General features: G+C 59.8%; 17 protein-coding genes. 16 read left to right on the top strand and 1 reads right to left on the bottom strand.

The window, feature by feature from the left end:
• Positions 1-16 precede the first annotated feature (16 nt).
• Together A3CW_RS0102340 and A3CW_RS44935 are read left to right on the top strand one after the other, a co-directional pair.
• Positions 17-1,300 (top strand): dihydroorotase, encoded by a 1,284-nt coding sequence (locus A3CW_RS0102340; protein ID WP_028202131.1) that lies wholly within the window; start codon positions 17-19, stop codon positions 1,298-1,300.
• Between the two features lie 72 nt (positions 1,301-1,372).
• Entirely contained in the window at positions 1,373-2,146 is a 774-nt protein-coding gene (locus tag A3CW_RS44935) for a lysophospholipid acyltransferase family protein (RefSeq protein ID WP_081771487.1), read from the top strand.
• 36 nt (positions 2,147-2,182) lie between these two features.
• Here A3CW_RS44935 and A3CW_RS0102350 read toward each other — a convergent pair whose 3' ends face one another.
• Positions 2,183-3,037, bottom strand: a complete 855-nt coding sequence (locus A3CW_RS0102350; protein WP_028202132.1) for a symmetrical bis(5'-nucleosyl)-tetraphosphatase — start codon at positions 3,035-3,037, stop codon at positions 2,183-2,185.
• Between the two features lie 373 nt (positions 3,038-3,410).
• Between A3CW_RS0102350 and rfbB the strand changes: the two genes are divergently transcribed.
• From rfbB to A3CW_RS0102420, 14 genes are all read left to right on the top strand, one after another.
• Positions 3,411-4,472, top strand: a complete 1,062-nt coding sequence (gene rfbB, locus A3CW_RS0102355) for a dTDP-glucose 4,6-dehydratase (protein WP_028202133.1) — start codon at positions 3,411-3,413, stop codon at positions 4,470-4,472.
• An 11-nt stretch (positions 4,473-4,483) separates the two neighbouring features.
• Positions 4,484-5,377: a glucose-1-phosphate thymidylyltransferase RfbA gene (gene rfbA, locus A3CW_RS0102360; protein WP_028202134.1), complete on the top strand. Its 894-nt coding sequence runs from the start codon at positions 4,484-4,486 to the stop codon at positions 5,375-5,377.
• Complete coding sequence (rfbC, locus tag A3CW_RS0102365) at positions 5,362-5,913, top strand: dTDP-4-dehydrorhamnose 3,5-epimerase (RefSeq protein WP_028202135.1); 552 nt, start codon at positions 5,362-5,364, stop codon at positions 5,911-5,913. The genes rfbA and rfbC overlap by 16 nt, the downstream gene beginning before the upstream one ends.
• 7 nt (positions 5,914-5,920) lie before the next feature.
• Positions 5,921-6,805 (top strand): dTDP-4-dehydrorhamnose reductase, encoded by an 885-nt coding sequence (gene rfbD / locus A3CW_RS0102370; RefSeq protein WP_028202136.1) that lies wholly within the window; start codon positions 5,921-5,923, stop codon positions 6,803-6,805.
• A gap of 64 nt (positions 6,806-6,869) precedes the next feature.
• Positions 6,870-8,072, top strand: a complete 1,203-nt coding sequence (locus A3CW_RS0102375; RefSeq protein ID WP_028202137.1) for a sulfotransferase family 2 domain-containing protein — start codon at positions 6,870-6,872, stop codon at positions 8,070-8,072.
• A 216-nt stretch (positions 8,073-8,288) separates the two neighbouring features.
• Positions 8,289-9,734: a mannose-1-phosphate guanylyltransferase/mannose-6-phosphate isomerase gene (locus A3CW_RS0102380; RefSeq protein WP_028202138.1), complete on the top strand. Its 1,446-nt coding sequence runs from the start codon at positions 8,289-8,291 to the stop codon at positions 9,732-9,734.
• Positions 9,734-10,528: an ABC transporter permease gene (locus tag A3CW_RS0102385; protein WP_028202139.1), complete on the top strand. Its 795-nt coding sequence runs from the start codon at positions 9,734-9,736 to the stop codon at positions 10,526-10,528. Before A3CW_RS0102380 ends, A3CW_RS0102385 begins: the two co-directional genes overlap by 1 nt.
• A complete protein-coding gene (locus A3CW_RS0102390; RefSeq protein WP_028202140.1) occupies positions 10,528-11,748 on the top strand; it encodes an ABC transporter ATP-binding protein in 1,221 nt (406 codons plus the stop codon). Before A3CW_RS0102385 ends, A3CW_RS0102390 begins: the two co-directional genes overlap by 1 nt.
• The gene (locus A3CW_RS44940) at positions 11,748-13,217 is read left to right on the top strand and encodes a class I SAM-dependent methyltransferase (protein ID WP_035512149.1); all 1,470 of its coding nucleotides are present in this window, start codon (positions 11,748-11,750) and stop codon (positions 13,215-13,217) included. Before A3CW_RS0102390 ends, A3CW_RS44940 begins: the two co-directional genes overlap by 1 nt.
• A 231-nt stretch (positions 13,218-13,448) precedes the next feature.
• Positions 13,449-17,105 (top strand): glycosyltransferase, encoded by a 3,657-nt coding sequence (locus A3CW_RS0102400; RefSeq protein WP_028202141.1) that lies wholly within the window; start codon positions 13,449-13,451, stop codon positions 17,103-17,105.
• Between the two features lie 67 nt (positions 17,106-17,172).
• Entirely contained in the window at positions 17,173-18,207 is a 1,035-nt protein-coding gene (gene gmd, locus A3CW_RS0102405; protein WP_028202142.1) for a GDP-mannose 4,6-dehydratase, read from the top strand.
• A gap of 150 nt (positions 18,208-18,357) precedes the next feature.
• Positions 18,358-19,512, top strand: coding sequence for a glycosyltransferase family 4 protein (locus A3CW_RS0102410; RefSeq protein WP_028202143.1), 1,155 nt, complete (start codon positions 18,358-18,360; stop codon positions 19,510-19,512).
• Positions 19,500-20,615 (top strand): glycosyltransferase family 4 protein, encoded by a 1,116-nt coding sequence (locus tag A3CW_RS0102415; RefSeq protein ID WP_245623515.1) that lies wholly within the window; start codon positions 19,500-19,502, stop codon positions 20,613-20,615. Before A3CW_RS0102410 ends, A3CW_RS0102415 begins: the two co-directional genes overlap by 13 nt.
• Positions 20,612-21,802 carry a glycosyltransferase gene (locus A3CW_RS0102420; RefSeq protein ID WP_035512152.1) on the top strand — a complete coding sequence of 397 codons (1,191 nt, stop codon included), beginning with the start codon at positions 20,612-20,614 and terminating at the stop codon, positions 21,800-21,802. Before A3CW_RS0102415 ends, A3CW_RS0102420 begins: the two co-directional genes overlap by 4 nt.
• Positions 21,803-22,328 lie beyond the last annotated feature (526 nt).

A 22,328-nucleotide genomic window follows, 5' to 3' on the forward strand; every position in this document is an offset into this window, starting at 1 on the left:
ACGAGAAGGGCAGCAGATGAAGATCCATATTCAAGGTGGCACGCTGATCGATCCGGCGGCCGGAACCGAACAGCAGCAGGACGTGTACATCGAAGCGGGCAAGATCGCCGCGCTTGGCGCGGCGCCCGCGGGCTTCCAGGCGGAGCGCACGCTCGATGCGCGCGGCCTCGTGGTCGCGCCCGGTCTCGTCGACCTGAGCGCGCGCCTGCGCGAGCCGGGCTACGAGCACAAGGCGACGCTCGACTCGGAGATGAACGCGGCGCTCGCGGGGGGCGTGACGACCCTCGTGTGCCCGCCCGATACCGACCCCGTGCTCGACGAGGCCGGTCTCGTCGAGATGCTCAAGCATCGTGCAGACAAGCTCGCGCGTGCGCAGGTGCATCCGCTGGGCGCACTCACCGTGGGCCTGAAAGGGCAGGTGATCACCGAGATGGTGTCGCTGACCGAGGCGGGCTGCATCGGCTTCACGCAGGCCGACACGCCGATCGCCGATACCCAGGTCCTGCTGCGCGCGCTGCAGTACGCGAGCACCTATGGCTACGCCGTGTGGCTGCGGCCGCAGGACGCGTATCTCTCGAAGGGCGGCGTGGCCGCGAGCGGCGCGCTGGCTTCGCGCCTCGGCCTCTCCGGCGTGCCGGTGAGCGCGGAGACGATCGCGCTGCATACGCTTTTCGAACTGATGCGCGTGACCGGCGCGCGCGTGCACGTGCAGCATCTTTCGTCGGCGGCGGGCGTGGCGCTCATGCGCGCCGCGAAGGCCGAGGGCTTGCCCGTGACCTGCGACGTGACGGCCAATCACTTGCATCTGATCGACATGGACATCGGCTATTTCGACGCGCAGTTCCGGCTCGACCCGCCGCTGCGCCAGCAGCGCGATCGCGAGGCGATTCGCGCGGGCCTCGCCGACGGCACGATCGACGCAATCTGCTCGCAGCACACGCCCGTGGACGACGACGAAAAGCTGCTGCCCTTCGCCGAAGCGACGTCGGGCGCGACGGGCCTCGAGCTGTTCCTCTCGCTCACCGTGAAATGGGCGCAGGAAGCGCGCGTGCCGCTCGCGAAGGCGCTCGCCCATGTGACGTCGGCGCCGGCCGCCGTGATGCAGCGTGACGCGGGACGGCTGGCCGTGGGCGCGAGCGCGGACCTCTGCGTGTTCGATCCCCATGCGCACTGGCGCGTCGAGCCGCGCGCGCTCAAGAGTCAGGGACACAACACGCCGTTCCTCGGCTACGAACTGCCCGCCGTGGTGCGCGCAACGCTCGTGGCGGGGCGCGTGGGTTTCGAGCGCGGGTTCGATTGAGTTGCGAACACGCATGACAGATTTGTGTCATGCAGGTCTGCTAGGATTTCGCGATTCAGCCTATCGTCAAACATGAGCCTTTTCATTCGCAAGACCCGCCTGCTCGCGCATCTGCTGCGCGGCGCCTGCACCGTGGCACTGCGTTTTCCGCGCGCAAGCGCCGATCGGCGCCACGCCATGAACCGCGCCTGGTCCCTCAGGATGCTCGAGCTATGCGGCCTGAAGCTCGTCGTGCACAACGACGCGGCACGGCTCGACGCGGGCGTGCTCGTCGTGAGCAACCACATTTCGTGGATCGACATCTACGTGATCAACGCGTGGCGTCCCACGCCGTTCGTCTCGAAGGCCGAGATCCGCAACTGGCCCCTCATTGGCTGGTTCGCGCAGAATCTCGACACGGTGTTCGTCGAGCGCGAGAAGCGTAGCGACGCGAAACGCATCATGCATGAATTGGCCGAGCGGCTCACGCGCGGTGAGCTGATGTGTGTGTTCCCCGAAGGCACGACCTCGGATGGCCTCGCGCTCAAGCCGTTTCACTCGAACATGTTCCAGGCGGCGGTGTCGGCCGGGAGGCCCGTGCAGCCACTGTGCATTTTGTATGAGGATGCACAGGGGCGGCAGTCGGTGGCGCCGGCGTATATCGACGACCTTTCGCTCAAGGATTCGCTCGACGCGATGCTCAAATCCGGGCCGCTGACCGCTCACGTTTATGTCGGCGAGGCGATCGAAGCCGGGGATGACCGGCGCAAGCTGGCGGCGCGTGCGCAGGAGGCGGTGGGGCAGGCGCTGGATACGATGCGAGGTGAGGCGGCAGCGCTTGCGCATGGAGTGGCGCAGGCGACTTGACGCCAGAAGGCGCGCGCCTGCGCGCTCATGGGTGCGTTAGTCGTTCGTAATAGCGCGACAACTCTCGCAGGGCACCTGCGTGAGAATGCGTTCGCCCGGATCGCCGACGAGATGGATCGCCGAGAGTTGCTCACCCCAGACGCAGCCCGAGTCGAGCCCGACCAGGTTCTTGCGCAGGGTGAGGCCAAGCGCTGCCCAATGGCCGAACACGACGGTGATGTCTTCGGTTTTGCGTCCGGGCACGTCGAACCACGGCATGAAACCCGGCGGCGCGGAGTCGAGGCCGCCGCTGGTTGAGAAGTCCATCACGCCGTCGCTGTCGCAAAAACGCACGCGCGTGAGCGCGCTGCAGGTCACGCGCAGCCGCTCGATACCCTTGAGGTCTTTGGACCAGCGGTTCGGCTGGTTGCCATAGAGGCCGGCAAGCGTTTCCCGCCAGTTGTCGCGGCGCAACGCTTTTTCGAGTTCGTGCGCGAGTTCCATCGTGAGATCGACGTCCCACTGAGGCAATACGCCTGCATGCACCATCAGCATGCCGTTCTCGTAGTGCGCGATCGGGCGGTGGCGCACCCAGTGCAGCAGATCTTCGGCGTCGGGCGCACTCAGGATGTCGTCGATGGTGTCGTCTTTCTTGGCCTTGCGGATCCCTGCCGAAACGGACAGCAGATGCAGGTCGTGATTACCCAGCACCGCCACGCCGCGATTGCCCAGCTCGATCACCTCGCGCAACGTTTCGAGCGACGCGGGACCGCGATTGATCAGGTCGCCCGCGAACCAGAGCGGCGTGTCCGGGGAGGGGGCGGCTTTGGCGAGCAGTTCGCGAAATGGTGAGAGGCAACCCTGGAGGTCGCCGAAAGCGAGAGGGGGTGGATGCGACGCTTGCTCTTTCATTCGGTTGATGGCTTGCGGTGTACGGCGTGGCGCGAGGCAATGACGGTATCACAAGATGAGTGCTGTCGCGTGACGCTGCGGAAACCGGGTGATGCATGGCGGATGAACGATTCGACCCCGGCATGGCACGAAAAATGCCAAACGAATTTGTCAAGCTGTTTCAAGATGTTAGGGGGGTGGCGTTCGTGCACGGTATCCTTATAATTCTCTATCGATAAAATTAGAACCAGAATCTGCGGGGGTAGTAAGGCTGAATCAGCTGGATCGGGCGCTTCTCCCGCACGAAAGCTATTTCTACAGTTAGCTTTCAGGTCGTCTGGTGCAAAGATTGACGCCAGAATTGCTTCCGCACTCGCGCAATAAAAGGAGTTCCATGATTCTGGTTACGGGCGGTGCCGGCTTTATCGGCGCCAACTTTGTGCTTGACTGGCTGAGTCAATCGGACGAAGCCGTATTGAATGTCGACAAGCTCACGTACGCGGGCAATCTCGGGACGCTGAAATCGTTGCGGGACGATGCGAAGCACGTATTTGCGCGCGTGGATATTTGCGACCGCGCGGCGCTTGACGCGCTCTTCGCCCAGCACAAGCCGCGCGCCGTGCTGCACTTCGCGGCCGAAAGCCACGTTGATCGCTCGATTCACGGTCCGGCCGATTTTGTTCAGACCAATGTCGTCGGCACCTTCACGCTGCTCGAAGCGGCGCGTCAGTACTGGAGCGACCTGCCCGCCGCCGAAAAGGCCGCGTTTCGTTTCCTGCATGTCTCCACGGACGAAGTGTTCGGCTCGCTTTCGGCAACCGACCCGCAATTCTCCGAGACCACCCCGTACGCGCCCAACAGCCCGTACTCGGCAACCAAGGCGGGTTCGGACCATCTCGTGCGCGCCTACCATCACACGTATGGCTTGCCCACGCTGACGACGAATTGTTCCAACAATTACGGCCCTTACCAGTTTCCGGAAAAACTGATTCCGCTGATGATTGCCAATGCGATCGCCGGCAAGCCGCTCCCGGTATATGGCGACGGCCAGAACGTGCGCGACTGGCTCTACGTGAATGACCATTGCAGCGCGATCCGCGAAGTGCTCGCCCGCGGCAAGGTTGGCGAGACCTATAACATCGGCGGTTGGAACGAGAAGAAGAATCTCGAAGTCGTGCACACCCTGTGCGACCTGCTTGACGAGCTGCGCCCGAAGGCGACCGGCTCGTATCGCGACCAGATTGCCTATGTGACGGATCGTCCGGGCCACGATCGCCGTTACGCGATCGACGCGGGCAAGCTCGAGCGCGAACTCGGCTGGAAGCCCGCCGAGACGTTCGAAACCGGGCTCGCGAAGACAGTCGGCTGGTACCTCGACAATCAGGGTTGGGTCGACGAAGTGGTATCGGGCGACTACCGCAAGTGGGTCGAGACGAATTACGCGAAGCGCGGGTGAGGAACAAGGCGATGGCACGTAAAGGCATCATTCTCGCGGGCGGCTCCGGAACGCGGCTGTATCCGATCACGCACGTCGTGTCGAAACAGCTGCTGCCGGTGTACGACAAACCGATGATCTACTACCCGCTCTCGACGATGATGATGGCGGGCATTCGTGACGTGCTGATCATCTCGACGCCGCAGGACACGCCGCGCTTCGAGGCGATGCTCGGTGACGGCAGCCAGTGGGGGATGAATATCCAGTACGCGGTGCAGCCGTCGCCCGACGGACTCGCGCAGGCGTTCATCATAGGCAAGGAATTTATCGGTAACGAGCCGTCGGCGCTGATTCTTGGCGACAACATTTTCTACGGACACGATCTCGCAAAGCAGCTCGAGCATGCTAATGCGCAAGAGGCCGGTGCAACCGTGTTCGCCTATCACGTGCACGATCCCGAGCGCTATGGCGTGGTCGAATTCGATCAGTCGTTCCGTGCGGTGTCGATCGAAGAGAAGCCCGCGAAGCCGCGTTCGAACTATGCGGTCACGGGGCTGTACTTCTACGACAACCGCGTGTGCGATATCGCGTCCGACATCAAGCCATCGGCGCGCGGCGAGCTGGAAATCACCGATGTGAATTCGCGCTATCTTGCGGACGGCGCCCTCAGCGTTGAGATCATGGGTCGTGGATATGCGTGGCTCGATACCGGTACGCACGATTCGCTGATCGAGGCGGCGACCTTCATTGCGACGCTGCAGAAGCGCCAGGGTCTCGTGGTCGCGTGTCCCGAGGAGATCGCGTATCGCAAGCAGTGGATCGATGCGGAACAGGTGTTGAAGCTTGCAAAGCCGCTGGCGAAGAACAGCTACGGGCAGTACCTCCAGAACATACTCATCAATCAGGTTGCATGGCTATCCAGGTAACGGCGACGGCACTGCCCGAAGTCAAGATCATTGAGCCCAAGGTGTTTGGTGACGCGCGCGGGTTCTTCTACGAGAGCTTCAACGCGCGCGAGTTTGCCGAGCACGTGGAGCAGGGCATCGAATTCGTGCAGGACAACCACTCGCGCTCGTCGCGGGGGGTGCTGCGCGGGCTGCACTATCAGATCGAGCATGCGCAGGGGAAGCTCGTGCGTGTGGTGGAGGGCGAAGTGTTCGACGTCGTGGTCGACGTCCGCAAAAGCTCGCCGCGTTTTGGCAAGTGGGTTGGCGCGCATCTGTCGGTCGACAATCATCGCCAGCTGTGGGTGCCGCCGGGTTTTGCGCATGGCTTTGTTGTGTTGTCGGAGTCCGCGCAGTTCCTGTACAAGACGACCGACTACTGGTACCCGGAGCACGAGCGCAGCATCATCTGGAACGATGCGGATATCGGCATCGAATGGCCGCTAGAGGGCGAGCCGCTGCTGGCGGCGAAGGACGCGGCCGGCGTGCGTCTGGCCGAAGCCGAACTCTACGCTTGAGGCGGGTATGAGTCGGGAAATGACGATCCTCGTGACGGGCGTGAACGGCCAGGTTGGATTCGAGTTGCTACGGTCGCTGCAGGGGCTTGGCCGCGTGGTGCCGTGCGACAGGTCGACGCTAAATCTCTCCGATCTCGAGCGTGTGCGGGATTTCGTGCGAGACCTGAAGCCGTCGCTGATTGTGAATCCCGCTGCGTATACGGCGGTGGACAAGGCCGAGACCGATATCGAGGCTGCGCGACGCTTGAATGTCGACGTGCCGCGCGTATTCGCGGAAGAGGCTGCGCGTGCCGGTGGCGCGCTCATCCACTATTCGACCGACTATGTGTATGACGGTGCGAAATCGAGCGTGTACGTGGAAACCGACGCAACGAATCCTCAGAACGTGTATGGGGAAACGAAGCTCGAAGGCGAACGCGCGATTGCGGCGACGGGATGCGCGCACCTGGTCCTGCGAACGAGTTGGGTGTACGGCCGGCGCGGTAAGAATTTCTTGCAGACGATGCTGAAGCTGGGCGGCGAGCGGAAAGAATTGCGAGTCGTTGCGGACCAGATCGGCGCGCCGACCTGGGCGAAGACGATTGCGGCTGCGACGTCGCACATCGTCGCGCAAGGTGCAGCGGCAGACGACATCGACTGGTGGGTGCGTCGTTCCGGCGTCTACCATCTGACGTCGGCCGGAGCGACGTCGTGGCACGGCTTTGCAGAAGCGATGTTCGCGGCTGCGATGGGCGTCGAAGCGCCGACGGTCTTGCCGATTCCTGCGAGCGACTATCCGACGCCTGCGAAGCGGCCGGCCAATTCGAGGATGTCGCTGAACAAGCTGACCGAGGTGTTCGGTTTGCGGATGCCGGATTGGCACGATGCGCTGCGGCTGTGTTTGGCTGAGTAGATCAGACAGCAGTTTGAGAAGGTTGCGCTCTCAACCTTGAAGTTTCATCAAGATGATTAACTGAATGACGGATCCTGTTTATTACCTCCATATCCCGAAAACGGGGGGAACTTCGCTTACCTCTTTTCTGGATGATCAGTTCGATCCGGAAGAGATCTGTCCGGGGCAATTGCTTCCGGATCTGTTCGCCCTCCCATTGGAATCGATGGAGCGGTACAGGTTGTTTCGCGGGCATCTCTGGCATGGACTGGACGCATACGTTGGGCGAAGCCTGACCTATATCACGATGCTGCGCGATCCGGTCCAGCGTACCGTTTCGTGGTATTTGCACGCGAAGCGCGACGCAAATGCATACCGGCACCAGCAAATGAAAAGTGAACGATGGTCGCTGCTGGATTTCGTTCGGGATGCGGAAACGAACTGGGATACCGTCAATACGCAGACGTTATTTCTGGCGGCCGATTTCGACTATCAAAAGTTGGCTCGCGATCCGGTCGGGTACGGACAAGCGGCCGTCAAGAAGTATGCGGCGCGCGGACACGACCGGGAATTGCTGGGCCTCGCCAAAAAACGGCTTGAATCGTTTGCGTTTTTCGGCATCACTGAGCGAATGCGCGACTCAATGAGTCTGCTTGCACACAAACTTGGATTTTTTCCGAACTTCTCGGTACCCAGATTGAATACCTCGTCGAATCGATCGGGAATTGACGAGTTGTCTGCGGAGGAAGTCGCGGCGATTCGCGAACTGACTGTGCTTGATCAGGAATTGTATGTTTGGGCTTGCCAGCTCTTCGAGGAGCGCATGGGCGAGATGATGAGTTCGCTGTTGATGGAGAGCTATCGACGGGCGGAAACATTGGTCAAGAAGTCCTGGCACGAGCCCATTGCCGAGCAAGCTCGAACCCACTTTGGAGTGACCGTGCTCTCTGCACCTTCGTGCGTGGCTGCGGATGAGCAGTTCCTCGTGCAGGTCGGGTTGCGCAATCAGTCCCGATACCAGATTGCCAGTCGCGCGCCGAATCCGGTGCATGTCTCGTATCACTGGCTTGACGCTAAGCGCTCGCAGGCCGTGGTGTTCGACGGCGAGCGAACCAGGCTGCATGCGTCTTTGATGCCGGACGAGCAAAGGGAAATGCAGGCGCTCATCGTGGCGCCATCCATCGCCGGGAAGTACGTTCTGCGGTTGACCCTCGTTCAGGAGGGCATCGCCTGGCTCGACGACGGCGATTCAAGCGCCTTTGGCGAGGTCGAAGTAACCGTCAGGTAAGGTTTTTGCTTTCAGGTGTGACAGGTCCCTGTCGATTGGGCTTCATTGGGGGGCGATCATTACCTTGTGTTACGGACGACAGTACTTCGCCGGATATAATCCTTGCCCGGCCCGGTTTGGCTTGTTAAGCCGACACTACTTTGGCGGTTCATCAATACCAATACAAGTGGCGGAGGGTTTCCTTCGCCAGCGGATACTGAATCTGGAGTGAATGTGATGTTAATCCCCGTCATCCTGTCCGGTGGTGCTGGCACCCGACTTTGGCCGGTTTCCCGTGAAGGGCACCCCAAGCCGTTCATGAAGCTCGCCGACGGCGAGAGCCTGCTCCTGAAGACATACTGTCGGGCGGCGGCGGTCGCCGGGAACGGTGCGCCTACGCAGTGCGGAGAGATCTTGACGGTCACGAACCGCGACTACTACTTCATGAGCAAGGACGAGTTTGCTTGCGCGAAGCTTGGCGAAACTCAGTCCGGCGCGTTCATGCTCGAGCCGATGGGCCGCAATACGGCGCCTGCCGTGGCCATGGCAGCGCGCTACGTGGCGGAAAAGTACGGGCGCGATGCTCTGATGCTGGTGCTCGCCGCCGATCACCTGGTTCAGGACCAGGCGGGTTTTGCCGCGGCCGTTGCGAGTGCGGTCGAATTGGCGAAGCGCGACAAGCTGGTGACGTTTGGTATCGTTCCGACGAGCCCGGACACCGGTTTCGGCTATATCGAGGCGGGAGAGAAAATCGGCGACGGTCGCACGGCGCTACGCTTCGTCGAAAAGCCGGACGCGGTGAAGGCTGCCGAATACGTTGCAACGGGCAACTACTTGTGGAATTCGGGCATGTTCTGTTTCAAGGCCGGGGTGATCCTCGACGAGATGAAACGCCATGCCCCCGATGTCGCGGCAGCCACCGAGTCGTGCTGGGCGTCGTTGCACGCCGACAAGTCGGCAGGGCAAATGCTCGAGATTCCTGCCGAGACGTTCGAGAAGATGCCCGATATTTCGATCGACTACGCGGTGATGGAGCGCTCGTCGAACGTGGCCGTGGTGCCGTCCACCTTCGGTTGGAGCGACATCGGCTCGTGGGGTGCGATTCGCGATCTGGTCGCCCCGGACCAGGACAGCAACCGTGCTGTCGGCGATGCAATCTTTGTCGATAGCCACAACACCTACGTGCAAAGCCCGGACCGCCTGGTGGCGGCGGTGGGTGTGGCCGACCTGATGATCATCGATACGCCGGATGCCTTGCTGGTTGCGCATCCCGATCGCGCGCAGGATGTGAAGCAAGTGGTGGCCTGCTTAAAGAAGCAGAATCACGATGCCTACAAGCTGCATCGGACCGTTAGCCGTCCGTGGGGTACCTACACGGTCCTGGAAGAGGGGCCCCGCTTCAAGATCAAGCGTATCGAGGTCAAGCCGGGCGCCAGCCTCAGTCTACAAATGCATCATCACCGCAGCGAGCATTGGATCGTCGTTTGCGGGATGGCCAAGGTCGTCAACGGCGACAAGGAAATCTTCGTTGGCACCAACGAGTCCACGTACATCCCTGCTGGCCACAAGCATCGCCTCGAAAATCCGGGCGTGCTGGATCTCGTGATGATCGAGGTGCAGAGCGGCGAATATTTGGGAGAAGACGACATCGTCCGCTTCCAGGACGTTTACGGGCGGGCGTGATGTTAGGGATGTTGAGAGTTCTTTGGGCCTATCGCGGTTTCATTCTGGGAAGCGTCAAGCGGGAATTCCAGTCCAAGTACCGCAATTCTTTGCTCGGCGCGGCTTGGACCGTGCTCAATCCGCTTGCGATGATCATCGTCTACACGGTGATCTTTTCGCGAGTCATGCATGCTCGCTTGCCTGGGGTGGATAGCACCTTTGCCTATAGCATCCACTTGTGTGCCGGTGTGTTGCCGTGGGGCATGTTTGTCGAAATTATCAGCAATGGTCAGAACACATTCATCAATAATGCGAACTTGCTCAAAAAGCTGAGCTTCCCACGGTTGTGTCTGCCGACCATCGTGGTGATCAATGCGCTGGTCAATTTCGCGATTGTGTTTGGGTTGTTCACGGTGTTCCTGCTGATGTCGGGCAACTTCCCTGGCGTGCCCTATCTTGCCGTCGTTCCAGTGTTGACTCTGATGACGTTGTTTGCCATCGGTTTGGGGATCACGCTTGGGGTGTTGAACGTGTTTTTTCGCGATGTCGGACAGTTCTTCGGGATCGTGCTGAATTTCTGGTTCTGGCTGACGCCTGTCGTATATGCGGCCGACATTTTGTCCAAACCTGTACAGGCTGCGTTGCGCTTTAACCCGATGGCGCCCGTGATCGAAGCCTTCCAGGTCGTGATGGTGCAACACATCTGGCCGGATTGGTCGACGCTTTTGTTTCCGTTTGTATTGAGCATCGGACTTTGTCTCGTCGGCTTCAGCTTGTTCCGCAGGCATGCGGGTGAAATGGTGGATGAACTCTGATGGGCACCATAACCGTTACTAATCTGGGCAAGGCATACAAACAGTATCCAACGCGGTGGTCGCGTCTTATTGAGTGGTTGGATCCGCGCCGCAAGCCTCGTCACACGCTGCACTGGGTGCAGCGTGACGTGAATTTCTCGGTTCGCGCCGGCGAGGCGCTAGGGATCATCGGTATCAATGGTGCTGGCAAGAGCACTTTGCTGAAAATGATTGTCGGCACCACGCAACCGAGCGTCGGCAGTGTGACCATGACTGGTCGTGTCGCCGCACTGCTGGAGTTGGGGATGGGCTTTCATCCGGACTTCACAGGGCGTCAGAACGTCATGATGGCCGGGCAACTTCTCGGTTACAGCGTCGACGAGATTGTCGCGTTGATGCCGGAAATCGAGGCGTTCGCCGAAATCGGCGAATACATTGACCAACCGGTGCGCGTGTATTCGAGCGGAATGCAGGTGCGTCTCGCGTTCAGTGTCGCTACGGCGCGCCGTCCCGACATCCTGATCGTCGACGAGGCGCTTTCGGTCGGCGACGCGTATTTCCAGCACAAGAGCTTCGATCGGATTCGGGAGTTTCGCAAGCAGGGCACGACGCTGTTGATCGTCGCTCACGACAAGGCAGCGATTCAGGCCATCTGCGACCGTGCGATCCTACTGAATGCGGGGCGGCTGGAGATGGAGGGGCCACCTGAGGCGGTCATGGATTACTACAACGCGATGCTGGCTGAGCGTAAGAATCATGAGGTCAAGCAGGAGAAGCTCGATGACGGAACGGTGCAAACCGTCTCGGGAACGGGTGAAGCCGTGATCGAGGAGGTCGCGCTGCTGGACGTTTCTGGGCAACCCATCGAGGTCGCCGGAGTCGGGCAACCGGTCGCGTTGCGAGTCAAGGTCAAATGCGTACATGCGATACCCGAGTTGGTGGTCGGGTACATGATCAAGGATCGGCTGGGGCAGACTGTGTTCGGAACGAACACCTATAACTTAAAGCAGGTGTTGTTTGACTTGGCGGCTGGCCAGTCGCTAGAGCTGAATTTTGAATTCATGGCCAATCTTGGCGTGGGGAGTTATTCGGTCGCTGTGGCGCTGCATACCGGGAGTGCCCATCTCGCCAATAACTATCAATGGCGCGATCGCGCGTTGATGTTCGACGTCGCCAACGTGAAGATGGACGAGTTCATCGGAGTGGCCTGGCTGCAGACGACAGTGAGGAGCGTGTTGTAGTGGATAGTTTCTATCGAGCGTTTGAAGATCGGTACCGAGGCTCGCGCGAGCTGATCAAAAGTCGTCTGGCGCAATACGCGCCGTTCTTCCAGCCGCTGGCGACGCTGTATCCCGGGGCGAAAACCTTCGACTTGGGTTGCGGCCGTGGCGAGTGGCTGGAACTCATGAGCGAAGCCGGCTTTGACTCGACCGGCGCGGATCTGGATGCAGACATGCTGGAAGCCTGTCGTGAGCGCAATCTGCCCGCGATTCAGGCCGATGCGATCGAGCATCTTGCATCGCTCGAATCGAATAGTTGCGCGTTGATCTCGGCGTTCCATGTCGTCGAGCATATCAGCTTCGAGCAATTGCAGTCTGTCGTTTCGGAGGCGTCGCGAGTATTGCGGCCTGGTGGTTTGCTGATTTTCGAGACACCGAATCCGGAAAACATCGGCGTCGCGACCAACGACTTCTATCATGACCCCACGCATCAAAAGCCGATTCCGTCCCTGCTGTTGTCTTTCGTAGTCGAGCATGGTGGATTCGACACGGTAAAGACGGTCCGGTTGCAGGAGTCGCCAGCGTTGCGAAGTCCTGATCATGCGGTGCGCCTGCTGGACGTGATTCGCGGCGTGAGTCCCGACTATGCCGTCATCGCGCAAAAGGCTGCCGATCCGGATATCAAGGAGAGATTTGCGCAGGCCTTTGCGACTGATTATGGTTTGTCGCTGGGGCAGTTGGCCGACCGTTATGAAGCGCGAACTGATTCTGCGCGGCTCCTGATGGAAAAAATCGAAGCACGTATCCAGCGGATGGATGAACGGTTGCAACTGGTCGAAGTGGAGGAACGGCAGGTCGCCGAGGGGCGGCTTCAGATCGTGGAGGAACGGCATCGGCATGCCGAAGTGGAGCAACGGCAGGTCGCCGAGGGGCGGCTTCAGCTCGTGGAGGAACGGCATCGGCATGTCGAAGTGGAGCAACGGCAGGAAGCCGAGGCGCGGCTTCAGCTCGCGGAGGAACGGCATCTGCATGCCGAGGAACTGCGCCAGCGCGCAGAGAGCCAGCTTCGCGACGCGGAGGCTCGGGCTCAGCATGCCGAAGCGCAGGCACAGCAGGCGAATGCGCTGTTGCATGCCGTGCAGCACAGCACGTCCTGGCGTGTGTCGGCACCGGTGCGTATCGTTGGCGCTCCGCTTCGAAGATTAACCTCTGCAATCAGCGAACGCAGATTGCTATCAGGGACCAAGAGGCGCATCAAGACCGTACTGAGCGCCGGGGCGATTACGTTGACGAAGCGGCCGGCATTGAAGCGTGTTGCACTCAGGCTCGTGAAGCTGAGTCCAACGTTGGATCGTCGATTGCGCACTATCGTGACATCGTCGGCGGGCAACGCCGTCAGTTCCTCTCAGTCTCAACGAGAATTGTCGCAATCGGCGCGTGAAGTGCTCGAGGAGCTCCGGGCCACCGTTCGTGCTTCTGAATCTCGGTGATGATGCTCATAACCGATCAGATATAAGTGCTCGAATACCTAAGATTCAAGTGGCGATATTTGTTCCCGATGGCGATGTTCCGGCATTGCCCTCAGGGGCAAATAGAACCTCAGCGCTTGAGCGGTGTGCCAGCGACAATGCTACGTGTTGCTTTGGAAACTACATCCTCTATGCGTTCCCGGGCCGTGACGGAGTCGCGGGTGTCGATTGCTCAAGTAAAGTAGGATAAGTATGCGAATCGTTATTGACATGCAGGGAGCGCAAACGGAGAGTCGCTTCCGGGGCATCGGGCGCTATACCCTTTCTTTGGCGCTTGCCATTGCCCGCAATGCGGGACACCATGAAATCTACTTGGCTCTCAGCGGACTTTTCCCTGAATCTATTGAGCCGATACGCCAAGCATTTCGAGGGCTGCTGCCACAAGAGCGGATCCGCGTATGGCAGTCGCCGGGGCCGATGCGTTGGACTGAGGCGGGAAATGCGTCGCGTCGCGCCATCGCCGAACGGGTGCGAGAGGCTTTTCTGGAGACGCTCGATCCCGATATCGTGCTTGTCACCAGTCTGTTCGAGGGGTTGGGAGACGATGCAGTCGTCAGCATCGGCGCATTGGGCGAACCGCTGCCGACCGCGGTCATACTTTACGACCTAATTCCGCTGATCAACCCGGACGAGCATTTCCGCAAGAATCCTATTTATCGTGGCTATTACGCTGATCGCATTGAAAACCTGAAGCGGGCGCGTCATCTTCTTGCCATCTCGGAAAGTGCCCGGCAGGAAGCGTTGGGAGCATTACCCTTTTCGCCCGAGACGGTGACCAATGTGTCGGGTGCTTGCGATGAAATGTTTACCCGGATCGTGCCCGATGCAGATCGGTTGGCGGCTCTGAAGAAGCGTCTGGGGATGACCAAGCCTTTCATCATGTACACGGGGGGAGCCGATGCTCGCAAGAATCTCCCGCGTTTGATCGAAGCATTCGCGCAACTGCCTGATGCCTCGCGTCAACGCCACCAGTTGCTGTTCGTTGGCCGAATGCCGCTTCCGGAATTGAGCGTGCTTCGCACGCATGCACAACGCGCCGGCCTCCACGCTGACGACCTGTTGTTCAGCGATTTCATCGATGATGAAGATTTGCTGGCTTTGTTCAGTACCTGCAGTCTTTTTGTCTTCCCTTCTCTGCACGAAGGTTTCGGCATGCCGCCGCTGGAAGCGATGGCATGTGGCGCTGTGGTGATCGCGGCCGACAGTACAAGCCTTCCGGAAGTCATGGGCAGCGCCGAGGCACTGTTCGATCCGCTGTCGGTTTCATCCATGAGCGCCAAGATGCATCAGGCGCTGACTGACGACGGCCTGCGTGACCGACTACTGGAGAACGCCAGGATTCAGGCGAAGGCCTTCTCGTGGGATCGCAGTGCCAAACTCGCATTGCAGGCCATGGCGACCTTCGAGCGAACTGGTGAGCCCCGGACTGCGCAAGCCGTGACCTTCGAGCGCACGACACTCTTCGAGCCGCGAATCAAAAGGATCCTGCTGCTCAAACTGGATCACATGGGTGATCTGTTGCTGGCCGTGCCGGCTATTTCTCGGCTCCGTGCGCGATACCCGAAGGCCAGTATCGATATTGTAGTGGGTAGTTGGAATCAGGCGTTGGCCCAAAGTCTGCCATTCTTTGACCGGGTGTTGACGCTGGACTACTTCAAGCGCAAATCGTCGTTGCAGGCAGAACTGCATGATGGTTCGTTAGCTGAATTTCTGAGGCATTTGGGTTCCTACGACCTGGCTATCGATTTGAGGCGCCAGCCCAATACACGATTCGTTCTGGCGCAAGTTGATGCTGGACTCAAGGTTGGCTATGGCAGCCTCAATCCAACCATCGATGCCACGCTCGACATCTTGCTGCCCACGTATCCGGATGTGCCATTTGCGGAAACACCATTGAATCGCATCTCGATTAGTGAGCAGATGTTGGCCCTTATCGATGCGCTTCCGGCTCACCCCTCTGACTATGTGGTGTTGCCACCACTCGTAACTCCTTTGCAAGAGCATGCTCGCGCAGTCGCTCTGTTTCCTTACGCCGGCGGGGATGTCAAGGAATGGCCCGTTGCGCGATTCCACGAATTAGCCCGCCGACTGGCTGCGGACGCCGCGGTGGAATTCGTCAGTGTTTTCTTTGCCAGCGTCGCCGAGGCTCAGCGTTTCAGCTTCGATGGCCTTGAGAAAGTGGTGGTTCATGCCGGGCTCAGCATCCCCGAACTCATGCAGCGTCTCGCTGGCCACCAGCTATGTGTCGCCAACAATTCTGGTGGTGCGCACATGGCGGCCTATCTGGGCGTGACGGCGCTGGGCGTCTATGGCGGCCTGGAAACAGCGCGCGAATGGGCGCCGGTGTTCGGCGACAGCTATGTCCTGCACCGCGATGCAGCCTGCTCACCCTGCCACATCGCTGCGCGAGGCGACTGTCCACACAAGTTCTTTTGCCTCGATGACATCTCCGTGGAGGACGTGTATGTTCGTTGCCGCGAACTGCTTGTTCGGAATGGTGCCGCGCTTCCGGTGGCAGAGTCACGTCCGAGTATCCAGTCAACGCGCAAAAAGCTGTTTCAGGCACTCGCACCCTTGGTACGTCAATGCAACGACGACGAATTGAGCCAAGTGGCGCAGGCTATAGCGCTCAGTTTGCCTAAGCGAACGCGTCGTGCACTGTTTGTCGATGTGTCGGTGCTTGTTCAACATGACGCCCGGACAGGGATCCAACGCGTCGTGCGGAGCATTCTGAGCGAGTTGCTAAGAAACTCACCGAAGGATTTCGAGGTGTGGCCGGTCTTTGCAACGCATGATCGAACGGGCTACTTTTATGCAAGACGTTTGCGTTCGCAATTCATGGGTCAGAATGATGCCGGTACCGTGGAGGAGGATCCCATTGATTTCCAGACAGGTGATGTCTTTTTGGGGCTAGATCTATACCCAGCTGTCGTACCGGTTCAAGAAGCGTTCTTTGATGAAATGCATCGCCATGGTGTTCGTATCCTGTTTGTGGTGTACGACCTCTTATGCGTGCAAATGCCTAACTACTTCTCGCCCGGGAGCATGGAGCTGTTCGAGCAATGGCTGAATACGATCTCCCGTTATGATGGGGTTGTTTGTGGTTCCCGGACGGTGGCGCACGAATTCACGCAATGGCTGCAGGAGCACCATCCTCAGCGCGAAGAGGCACTTGAAGTTGGTTGGTTCCACTACGGGGCGGATGTACAGAACTCGCGACCGAGCTCGGGCATGCCCAGCGACGGGCCTCGTATACTCAGGGCACTACGCGCAGCGCCCAGCTTTTTGATGGTGGGGACGGTTGAGCCGCGTAAAGGACATGCCCAGGCGCTGGCGGCTTTTGAGCAGCTTTGGCAAGAGGGTGCTGCAATTAATCTGGTTGTCGTCGGCAAATCCGGGTGGCTGATGGAAAAGCTGGTCGAGCGTCTGCAAGCTCATCCCGAGCTTGGAAGACGGCTATTCTGGCTGGAGAGCATTAGCGATGAATACTTGGAGCAAGTCTATGCGGCTTGTTGTTGTTTGCTTGCGGCCTCGGAGGGCGAGGGCTTCGGGTTGCCGCTGATTGAGGCTAGTCGCAAGCATCTGCCCATACTGGCTCGCGATTTGCCAGTGTTCCGTGAGGTGGCGCTGAGCCACGCTCACTATTTCAGCGCCTGCAGTGGTGAAGAATTGGCGGAAGCCGTGACACACTGGCTCACGCTGTATCGACAAGGCACGCATCCGAAATCCGAAGGAATGCACACACTGACCTGGCAGGACGCTGCCCAGCAGTTGCTGGACAACGTATTGCCGACGCGTCAGGTCACCAAAGCCGTTACGGGCACGGAAATATCCGTCGAGACTCAATGACATCGCCGTCAACCATCTGATAAAAATTTTGCAAGAGAGTTATGGACTTAAGATGAATTCTCAAAGTATGAAAGTTTCCATTATTACCGGCATCACAGGCCAAGACGGTGCCTATCTCGCCCAGATCCTGCTAGAGAAGGGCTATAAGGTCTATGGCACCTATCGCCGCTCCAGCTCGGTGAACTTCTGGCGTATCGAAGAACTCGGCATCGCCAAGCACCCGAACCTGCATCTAGTCGAATACGATCTGACCGATCTGTCGGCGAGCATCCGCCTGCTACAGACGACCGGCGCGACCGAGGTCTACAACCTCGCCGCGCAAAGTTTCGTCGGTGTGTCCTTTGACCAACCGGCAACCACGGCGGAGATCACCGGCATCGGCCCGTTGAATCTGCTCGAGGCCATCCGCATCGTCAACCCTAAGATCCGCTTTTACCAAGCGAGCACGTCCGAAATGTTCGGCAAGGTGCAGGCTATTCCGCAGATCGAGTCGACGCCGTTCTATCCGCGCAGCCCCTACGGCGTCGCGAAGCTCTACGCACATTGGATCACGGTGAACTATCGCGAGAGCTACGACATCTTCGGTTGCAGCGGCATCCTCTTCAATCACGAATCGCCCCTCCGTGGCCGCGAGTTCGTGACGCGCAAGATCACCGACTCCGTCGCCAAGATTAAGCTCGGCCAACTCGACGTACTCGAACTGGGCAATATCGACGCGAAGCGTGATTGGGGTTTCGCGAAGGAATACGTCGAAGGCATGTGGCGCATGTTGCAGGCCGATGAGCCGGATACCTACGTTCTGGGCACGAATCGTACCGAGACCGTACGCGATTTCGTGCGCATGGCATTCAAGGCAACCGGAGTCGACCTCGAGTTCAAGGGGCGTGACGAGAATGAGACCGCCGTCGACGTTGCGACCGGCAAGACGCTCGTCAGGATCAACCCGAAGTTCTATCGTCCGGCCGAAGTGGATCTGCTGATCGGCAATCCGGAGAAGGCAAAGAAGCAACTGGGCTGGGAGCCGAAGACCACGCTCGAGCAGCTGTGCGCAATGATGGTCGAGGCCGACCTGCGCCGCAATGAGCGCGGCTTTTCGTTCTGATGCACAGTGGGCGCCAGTGATGGGGCTTGCCGGCTGCGTGAACCGCGTTTTCACGTAGTTGTTTGCTGCAGTGGGTGAGCCCGCTGTCGGGCCGCTCAGAAAAATAATGCGGGAAGACACACCGCGCTGGATGTACAACGAGGGGCATGGGTGAAGGTTGGTTTTGGTACGACGGCATTGGCCCGTAACATTGCGCACTGCGGGGTGGACGGCATTGGCTCGTACACCCGGGAGCTGGGGCGAGCCCTGCTTGCCGGCGGCGGGGTCGATCTCGTCCCCGTCGGCTTTCGTGCGTTCGTCGGCGAAGACGTGATGCCGGGCGCCCGGCCGCCCGTCAATCTCGGCCGCCACGCGGTCATGGCGACGCTGGGTGCCGTGAGCCCGTGGAAGTGCGTGGCCGAGGAGGAGCTTGTGACGCAGCACGTGGACGTGTTCCATGCGACCGATCACCTGATTCCAAAGCTCTCTGCGATACCCGTCATCGCGACCTTGATGGATGCGATTGTATTGTCGAATCCCGAGTGGACAACCGTGAAGCTGGCTGCGTTACGTCGTTGGCTCTTGCGGCGCTCGGGCACATGGGCGGATCATGTGATCACGATTTCGGAGTATTCGAAACGCTCGATTGTGGAACATTTCGGTATCTCGGCTGAACGCATTTCCGTCGTTCCCTTGGGTGTGCACCCGCGGTTTTTTGAACAGATCGACCAGACGGCCCGTGACGAGGTGCTGAAGCGGTTGGGCCTGCCGGAGCGGTTCTTTCTGTGTGTGGGGACCTTGCAGCCGCGGAAGAATCTCGATCGGGTCATGGATGCGCACTCCAGTCTGCCGCCCGGGTTGCGCCGAGAGTTTCCATTGGTCGTCGTAGGAATGGCTGGGTGGGGGTGTGAAAGCCTTGTCGCCCGGCTGCGCGCAAGCGAAACCGAAGGCAGTGCCCGCTGGTTGCAGTATTTGCCGGATTTCGACGTGCGTGTCCTGATGCAATCGGCCAGTGCGCTGGTGTTCACGTCGCTTGGCGAGGGTTTCGGACTGCCGGTTGTGGAGGCGTTCGCGTCGCGTCTTCTGGTCATCGCGTCCAATACAACCTCCGTTCCCGAAGTGGCGGCAGATGCCGCCATTCTGGTTGATCCCTACAGCGCAGGTGAAATTGCCGATGCCATGCGCCTCGTGATCGCGGGTCCTCGCGAAGCGGACGTGATCCGCGAGGCTGGGTTGGCGAGAGCGCGAGCGTTCACCTGGCAGGCGTGCGCCGAGAAGACCGTGGCAGTTTATCAATCTGTCCTGGATGGTTCATGTCGCTCCTGACTCAATCTGCCTCGGGGCAATGCAGCGTGACGTTGGGGGTAGATGTCACCTGGATGGTTGGCAACTACCGTGGCATGGGACGATTCGCGCGTCAGCTCATCGAGCCGGTGAGTGCGTCGGTGCTGGGTCTCGCGCCAAGCGGCGTGACCACCACGGATTGGCCATGCGTTAGTGATGGCCGCGGCTTCTTTCCATGGTGGGAGCAGGTCGAGCTGCCCCGCCTGTGCGAAGCGCAGAAGCTGGATTACCTGTTGTGTCCGTACAACACTGGACCATTGCGATCAACGGGCCGGACCCGCCTGATCTCGGTCATATATGACCTGATCTATCTGCAACCCTGGCGGGTGCTGCCTCCGTCGAGATCCCTGTATCAAACGTTCGGGCGGGTGTACCGGCGGCAGGTGGTGCCCCGGCTGGCTCGCCGCGCCGACGTCGTGCTGACTGTATCCCGCTTTACCCAGCGGGAACTGGTTGAGCAGTTCGGACTGTCGGAAGAGGATGTGCACCTCATTCCGTGTTCGATTCCGGATGACTGGTTCGCTCGTCCACTCAGTGAGGCAGCTCGCCAACCCTACCTGTTTACCGTGGCGGGCGAAGTGCCCAGCAAGAACGTCGATCGCCTCCTGCAAGCGTTCGCGTTGGCGAGGCCGACGCTGGATGACGACATCAGTTTGCGCATTGCCGGGATCAAGTCGGCGCATCACGAATATTTCCTGCGGCGGGCATCTGCACTGGGACTCGCAGGTCATGTCGAGCTGCTCGGGTATGTATCCGACCAGGAGCTGAAGCTGCACTACCGTCAGGCACGGGCATTCATCTTTGCTTCGTTGTTCGAAGGGTTCGGCATACCGCTGTTGGAGGCGATGGCATCGGGTACGCCTGTCGCGTGCAGTAACACGACTTCGATGCCCGAGATCGTTGGTGGGTCCGGTCTGCATTTCGACCCATTTTCGGTTGGCGAGATGGCCGAGCAGATCCGCGGCATATGCAGCGGCGGCGAAACATTCGAGGCGAGGGTCCGCAACGGAGTGGACCGCGCGCGTCTGTTTTCGGAGTCGATCGTCGCCCCGTCGATTCAGGAGTTCTGGGAACGTTTGTCGTGACCACAGATAAGAAAAAGCTGCTGGTGCTGACGCCCAGACTTCCCTACCCGGTGATCGGCGGGGACAAACTGAGGATCTATCACCTCTGCAAGGCGTTGTCGCGCCAATATTCGCTGACGCTGCTGAGCTTGTGCGAGTCGCGCGAAGAGGTGGACTGCGAGCTGCCTGACGACGGCGTATTCGACCGGGTCGAGCGAGTCTTCCTGTCGAAGGCGCGTTCGTACGTCAACACTCTGCTTGCGCTTCCCACGCGGACGCCATTGCAGGTCGCTTACTACCGGAGTCGGGCATTTGCCGCGGCAGTTGCACGGTTGATGCCTTCGCATGACGGCGCACTCGTCCATCTGGTGCGCTGCGCTGAGTATGTGCGCAAGTCGGACAAGCCGCGGGTTCTCGAAATGACCGACGCGATCTCGCTCAACTACAGTCGGGTCAAGCAGCTCAAGAATGCACGGGGGCTCAAGTCGCGCGTGCTCAGTCTTGAGGCTAAACGCTTGCACGATTACGAGCGCACGATCGTCAACGACTTCGATTTGTCCGTGCTGGTTTCGCAGACGGATAAGGACTATCTGTTTCCTGGCTCGCATGCCAGGAATGTGCTCGTGTGCTCGAACGGAGTCGATCTGTCCGGGTTGCCGTACTCGGTGCGTAGCATGGCGAGCCGCGTGCTGATTTTCATCGGCGACATGCGGACCGTTCAGAACGAGGATATGTGCCACTTCTTCGCGCAAGAGGTGTTGCCGTTGCTGCGCAAGCGCGCGGATTACCGGTTCAGGATCGTGGGTTCGATTTCCCCCGCGCTTGCGGAGCGGTTCAGGGCATACGACGGTGTTGAGGTGACAGGGCGGGTTGCGTCGGTGGCGGACGCCGCGAAGGACGGCGCCATCGGCGTGTGCCCGATGCGAATAGGGGCAGGCGTACAGAACAAGATTCTGGAATACATGGCGCTGGGGTTACCTGTCGTGGCCACTTCGCTGGGTTACGAGGGCTTGGGCGCGAGAAGCGAGCATGACCTTCTAATCGCGGATACGCCGCATGAATTTGCCGAGCGCATTGAGTGGCTTTCGGCCAATGCGGCCGAGGCGGTACAAATGGCGAAGGGAGCGAGAGCATTCGTCGAGCAGCAACACGAATGGGGGCAGATGGTCGCCCCGCTCCTTGGAACGTTGGACCAGTTGCTCGGTTGAGTTCGGGTACGTCAAGTCTTCGCGGTGGAGGCCTTCTTTCCTCTTGCGTAGGGTTTGCTGCGTCCGCACCCGAAATCGAAAGCATCGGGTATGACGGCGTCGAATGTGCCGAGCGAACGGTGCGGTCGACAGCAGATGTCTGACCCGGCGCGACGAGGCATCACAGGAGGCTCGCATGAAAATCCGGCGTCAGTGCGATCGAGTCAGACATTGGGCATAAAAAGCTGGACGGTAAACCCGCTCGGAACCAGCTCAATGGGGCGATGATCGATGCGAGCTATTTCGTGCCGTGTGCGCCGGTATAATCAGCGAGTAACCCTCGGGAATTCGTGGTCTGCTGCGCTCTGATTCTTGCCGCCTGGCTCAAGTCGCGGGATGCTCGCGCCAGACGCGCCGGTCATTCATCAGTGCGCCAAATGCGCCATTCAGGGCCCAACCAGGCCGATCTCTTTGACCGGCCTTGGTGTGTAGCGATGTGCGTTTGCAATCGTGACCGTTGCCAGTGCGATGAGCAGGCGCCGCACAA

The organism is Paraburkholderia nodosa DSM 21604, from assembly GCF_000519185.1.
Lineage (GTDB): Bacteria > Pseudomonadota > Gammaproteobacteria > Burkholderiales > Burkholderiaceae > Paraburkholderia > Paraburkholderia nodosa.